The organism is Plasticicumulans sp. (genome assembly GCF_035331805.1).
In the GTDB taxonomy this organism is placed as follows: domain Bacteria; phylum Pseudomonadota; class Gammaproteobacteria; order Competibacterales; family Competibacteraceae; genus Plasticicumulans.
The window spans coordinates 1-5294 of the sequence record NZ_DAOLKE010000252.1 but is presented as its reverse complement, the minus strand read 5'-3'; the positions used below and the strand labels follow the sequence as shown (position 1 = coordinate 5294).

Sequence of the window (5294 nt, the reverse complement as noted above, 5' to 3'; positions counted from 1 at the left end):
CCAGAGCTTCAGCGCGATCCCCGGCACCAGAAAGAACAGCAGCACGCCGAGCTTGTAGCCGGCCATCGCCGCGTAATGGATGGCGTCGAAGCGCTCGACCGGCAGCCGGAACCAGCGGCCGTGCAGGCGGTGCAGCGCGTCGTGGGCGCCGGTGAACACGGCGAACCACGCGAGCAGGATCAGGTAGTGGATCAGCGCCGCGCCGAGCAGCACGGTGCCGAGGGACTGGGCGGTCATGGCCTGGGCTCCGGTCGACGCGGGGCCGGGTCAGGCCGCTGCGGTTGCAGGCGGCCCGGATCGGCAGACAACGGCGACCGGCCCCGCAGGGTCGCCGTTGCCCACCCGTTCCGCGGAACCGGCCGTCGCGGCACGCGCGCATCGACCGGAAGCGGAACGCACGCAAACCAGACATCAGGCCCCATGCAGGCCCCCTGCAGATCGCTCAGCGCGGCTGGCGGCGACGTTCCGGCTGGTGCGGCGCTGCGATCGGCGCGACCGGCGGCACGATCGGCGCCAGCGGCGGCACCGTGTGCGGCGGTTCATGCTGGTCCTCGGCGATCGAGCCCCCGACCACGCTCGCCGGATCGGTCGGCGGCGTTTCTTCGAGCCCCGGCGCGTGGCTGATGCCCTCATCGAGCGCATCGGGCGCGAGCACCGGCTCGTGCTCGTGCGCCGCGCCGCTGTAGACGGCATCCGCGGCCCGCTCGCCGGTCTCGATCGACGCATCGCGCGCCGCGTACAGGTCGGTCGGGCGCGGCTCGTCGAGCAGCGGGTCCGGCAGCACGCGCTGCGTCACGACCGGCACGAAGGGCTGCGTGCGCGACGGGTCCTCGCTCAGCAGCGGATCCTCATAGACCGAAGCCGGCGGCACGGCCGGCGCCAGGGCCGGGGATTCGCGCAGGCCGGGCGGGGTCGCGAGCCGCGCCTCGGTTTCGGACTCGGGGATCGGCGTCGTGCCCGGGCGCGCGCCCGGCTCGCCGGCCGCCCCGGCCGCGCCGGCGCAGATGCTCTCGCCGAACGGCATCGTCGTGCGGTACTCGGACTCGGCATCGCCGTTGCGCAGGCGGTCGGCATCGGTCACGTAGCCCTCGCCGGGCGGCAGGTCGACCGGCCCGTAGCGCAGCAGCACCGTGCGCGCCGCGAGCGCCTCGTCGTCATCGACCTCGATGCTGACGACGGTACGGCCGCTGTCGACGGCCGCGACGTAGCGCTCGACCTCCGGATGCTCGGGTTCGAGTCCGAACAGCGAACGGAAGAAACCCCGCACGCCGCCGCCTTGTGCGGACGGGGTGGTGTCGTCGCCGGTGGCGAGCGAGGTGATGTGGACCTCGGCGGCCTCGAAGCCGTCGACGATCAGCGCCTGACGCGCGGCCTCGGCATCGGCGTGGGTGGCATACACGGCAGAAACGATCTGGCTCATGGCGAATCCTCACTCCTTCGACTGCGGCTGCCCCGGCTGACGGATCGTGGCGAAGGGCCACGGCAACGGGTGCGCGGCAGTCATGGTGGCGGGTCGGTGGCCCTCGGCCGTGACCCTGCGGACGCGAATGCCGCTGCGCGTTCCGGCCGGCCCCGGGACGGGCAGCGTGCGCGGCGCTTCGCTGACGGTGCGCCGCCGCATCGAGGCGGCGGCGCAGGCGACGGGTCCGGTCATCGGCCCCGGCAGACCGTGGACAAGGGCAGGCGGGCGGACGCTGCGGGCCGGAGCACGCGCTGCGGATCGGTGCGTGCAGGCCATGACGACCGCGATTCCTGCCGGATGTGTGGTCATGCGCAATCCGAACGCTGCGCCGGGCAGAAGGTTCAACGGCTTGCCGGCCACGGCCGGCCGGCGCGGATCAGCGTGCTTCAGCGCGATTCATACCGATCACACCAGAGCGCTTTGCTTTTCAGCCCCTCCCCCCCTCGCGGGGGAGGGGTTGGGGAGAGGGGGCCAGCGGCTGGCGCTGCTGCCAGCGTCCCCCTCTCCCCCGCCCCCTCTCCCGCAAGGGGAGAGGGGAGACCGAAGCCTTGGTGCCGAGACCCGTTGCCCGCGGGAATTGCCGGTTTGTGTAGATACCCATGCCCACGCGGGACGATGGGCTGAAAAGCGAAGCGGTGATCGGTATCAGCGCTGCGCCGGTGCGAAGCTGAAGCGGGCGATGTCGGGGCGATCGAGCAGGTCGAGCAGGCGCCGGCGTTCGCGCTCGGGCGTGTCGCCGTCGGCTCTCAGCGCGTCGAGGGCGTTTTCGAGCCGGGCGCGGTGGGCAGGGTCCAGCCCGATCTCCGGCACGCGCGCCGGCGCCTGAGCCTGAACCTGCCCGTCGTCCCCGGGCCGGTGCAGCAGGGCTTCGCGCAGGCGGCCGAGATGCGGGTTGAGGCCGATCTGCAGCGCCAGCGCCGTCAGCACCTCGCGGTAGCCGCCGCCCTCGGTCAGCGCGCGCAGCTCGGCATCGCGCAGCGCCGCCTTGTAGACGCGGTAGCTGTTGACGAAGCGGCGCACGCGCCGCGGCGAGCCGCCGAGCGTGGCCAGCAGCCGGGCCATGAAGCCGGCTTCGTCGGCACTGAAGCTCAGCGCGACGGCGATCATCGTGTGACGCGCCTCGTCCGCGGTCCCGGCCTCGTGCTGCGCCTCCGCTGCCTGCGGGGCTTCGGCCCCGGCAGCCCCGGCGCCCGCATCCGCCGGCTTGTGCGGACGCTCCGTGACGACCGCCGGCGTGTCTGGACCGGCCGGGACCGCAGCACGGGACGCTGCATCGCTCGCATCCGGCCGCACGCGCACGGCCGGGCCGGGGATGCGCAGGCCGCTGGCGAGCAGCGACACGCCGGTCAGCGTGCCGAGCAGGCGGCGGGCCGGCACGGCGTCGATGGCCGGCAGCCGGAACGGGATCTGGAAGATCTTTTCGAGGTAATCGGTCGGCGTCGCGGTCGGGTGCGCGCCCGCCGCAGCGCCGCGCTCGCCGACCAGCAGGCCGCGGTAGCGCCGGCACAGCGCCGCCGATACCCAGCGCACATCGACGCCGACCACGACCACGAACAGCGGCATCGCCAGCAGCAGATGCACGGCTTCGAGCACCTCGACGACGCGCTCGGGCGGGCAGCGGTCGAGGTCGTCGATGTAGAGCACGATGCGATCGAGCGCCGGCGTGGCCTTGTGGCCAAGACCCAGACCTGCCAGACGTTCGCGCGCCTGCGCCTCCTGCTGCGCCCGCTCCCGGGACTGCTGGCCGAGGAAGCGCGCGATGGTGTCGAGGTCGCGGCGGATCGTCGAGACCAGACTGAGCTGCTCGCGATACAGCCCGGACTTCAGCCGCTGCTCGACGAAGCGGGCGATGCGGGCCGAAACAAAGGATTCCGACACGGCAGCCGTGGCCTGCTGGCGGGCGGCGAGGGCTGCATCGAGGCGCTGGCGCGCGGCTTCCAGATCGCGCCGGGCGGTTTCGGCCGCCCTCGCCGGCTCGCTGAGCGCGGCCCTGGCAGCGGCTTCGGCCTGCTTCTGCCGGATGCCGGCCAGACGTTCGCGCAATCGGCCCAGCGCACCGAAGCGCTGGCGCAGCCAGCCGAGCGCGGCCGCCGCCGCCCCGCTCGCCGTCATCGCGGCACCGAGCATTTGCCCGACGGCCTCGGCATGCAGTGCCCAGATCAGCGCGCCGCCGCCGGCTGCGATCGCCAGCAACAGGCCGGCATCGATCCATTGCCACTGGCGCAGCGCCAGCCAGAACGCGCGGGCATCGGCGGTCAGGGTTTCGGCCTGCGCCGCCGTGGCGAGGATCGCGTCATAGCGATTGCCGGCGGCCGCGGCCGTCTTCGCCAGTTCGTCGAACCCGAGCGCCGTCAGCTCATCGGCGAGGTCCTTGCCGATGCTGGCACCGCTCTGGCCGGCGAGCAGTTCCTGAAACAGGTCGGCCAGCCGGGCCTGCACGGCGCATTCCTGAATCTGCGCCTGATCGCGGGCCGTCTCGAACTGCTTTCTGGCCTCATCGGCGCTGCGCTCGGCCGCGGCGAGTTCGGTGCGGGCCAGCGCCGCCCCGCTGCTGGCGGCATCGAGCCGGCGCAGCAGCCGGGTGAAATCGGCGTCCTCGCCCGGCTCCGTGCCCGCCGTGAAATGCCCGGCGACCGCCTCCAGCAGCGCCTGCATCAGGCTCGCCCACAGATTGGCATCGGCGTAATGCCAGGCGTTGAACCACACCGGCAGCACATGGCGGTGGAAGCGCGCATCGCCGCCGGCAGCGAGCGTGCGCATCTCCAGCTCCATCAGCCCCATGAAGTGGCTCTTGCCGGCGCCCCAGTCGCCGAACACGCCGATCGCCAGCGGCGGTGCGGTGTCGCGCGCCACCGCGGTCGCCGCCAGCGCCAGCGCGTAGCGGCGCACGTCGAGGCAGTCGTCGCCGGCATCGCGCGGGCGGCCGAGATCGGGCAGCACGCCGGAGGGCGCGGCGCGGTGCTCGCCGTACAGCCACTGCTCGTAGCGCGACGGATCGCGACCGGCCGTGACCGCCCCGGCATGCAGCGCCGCCAGCCAGCGCTCGCCGATGCCGGCCTGCGTCAGCGGTTTGAGCGGCGCGAAGGCGCGGGTGGCCGCATCGGAGGCTTCCGCGACCAGCGCCAGTGCCAGCGCCGGCAGTTCGAGCGGATCGCCAGCGCACCAGCGCACGGCGCGATCGAGCACGCCCGTGACCTCGACCCAGACCTCGGGCAGCGGCTCGCCGGCCGCGAACGGCGGCGGCGGCCAGTCCGGCTGCGTGCCGGTGGCGGCGACCTCGTCGCCGAGGCCGGGGCGATAGAAGTCATCGAGACTGGCGCGCAGACCCCGTGCCGTCACCACCGGCCCGTCGCCGCTGCCGGCTTCGAGCAGCGCGTACAGGATCTGGCGCAGCGTCAGGATCGGCGGTGCGTGCCGGCGGGCGCCGAGCGCGAGATTCACCGCGTGGCGCAGCACGTAGCGGGTTTCGTCGTCGCAGCGCAGCCGGCACAGCGGATGGTCAGCGCCGGCGCCGGCGCCGGCGACAGACGAAGGCGCCCCGCTGCCGCTGCCGGTGCCGTGCAGCGCCGCTTCGTCCTCACGCGCCGCGAAGGCGGCGCGCAGCCGCTGCAGCTCGAAGCCCTGGCTCTCCATCTGCCGTTCGTGGCCGTGGGTGTCGAGCACGAAGGCGGCGATCAGGTCGATGGCATCGAGCGCCGTGGCCTGACGCGTGCGGGCGCGGTTGCCGGCGAAGCGCAGCAGGCTCGCCGCCGAGGCGCTCAGCTCGCCACGGCCGCTGCGCCGCGGCCACGGCACGCCGTGCGAGACCGCGGCGGCGATGCGCCGGATCGGT

At 73.7% G+C, this 5294-nt stretch carries 3 protein-coding genes; all 3 read right to left on the bottom strand.

Annotated features, from left to right (window positions below):
• Positions 1-237: DUF6868 family protein (locus PKE44_RS14570; protein ID WP_324552439.1), on the bottom strand; the 237-nt coding region annotated here is incomplete at its 3' end.
• A gap of 205 nt (positions 238-442) precedes the next feature.
• Positions 443-1420, bottom strand: a complete 978-nt coding sequence (locus tag PKE44_RS14565) for a hypothetical protein (RefSeq protein WP_324552437.1) — start codon at positions 1418-1420, stop codon at positions 443-445.
• Between the two features lie 687 nt (positions 1421-2107).
• Positions 2108-5294 (bottom strand): P-loop NTPase fold protein (locus PKE44_RS14560; RefSeq protein ID WP_324552435.1); only part of this gene is annotated, 3187 nt, incomplete at its 5' end.

Bases quoted from the DNA above. Each gene is read 5' to 3' on its own strand.
- PKE44_RS14565 (WP_324552437.1), bottom strand. From the start codon at position 1,420: ATGAGCCAGATCGTTTCTGCCGTGTATGCCACCCACGCCGATGCCGAG.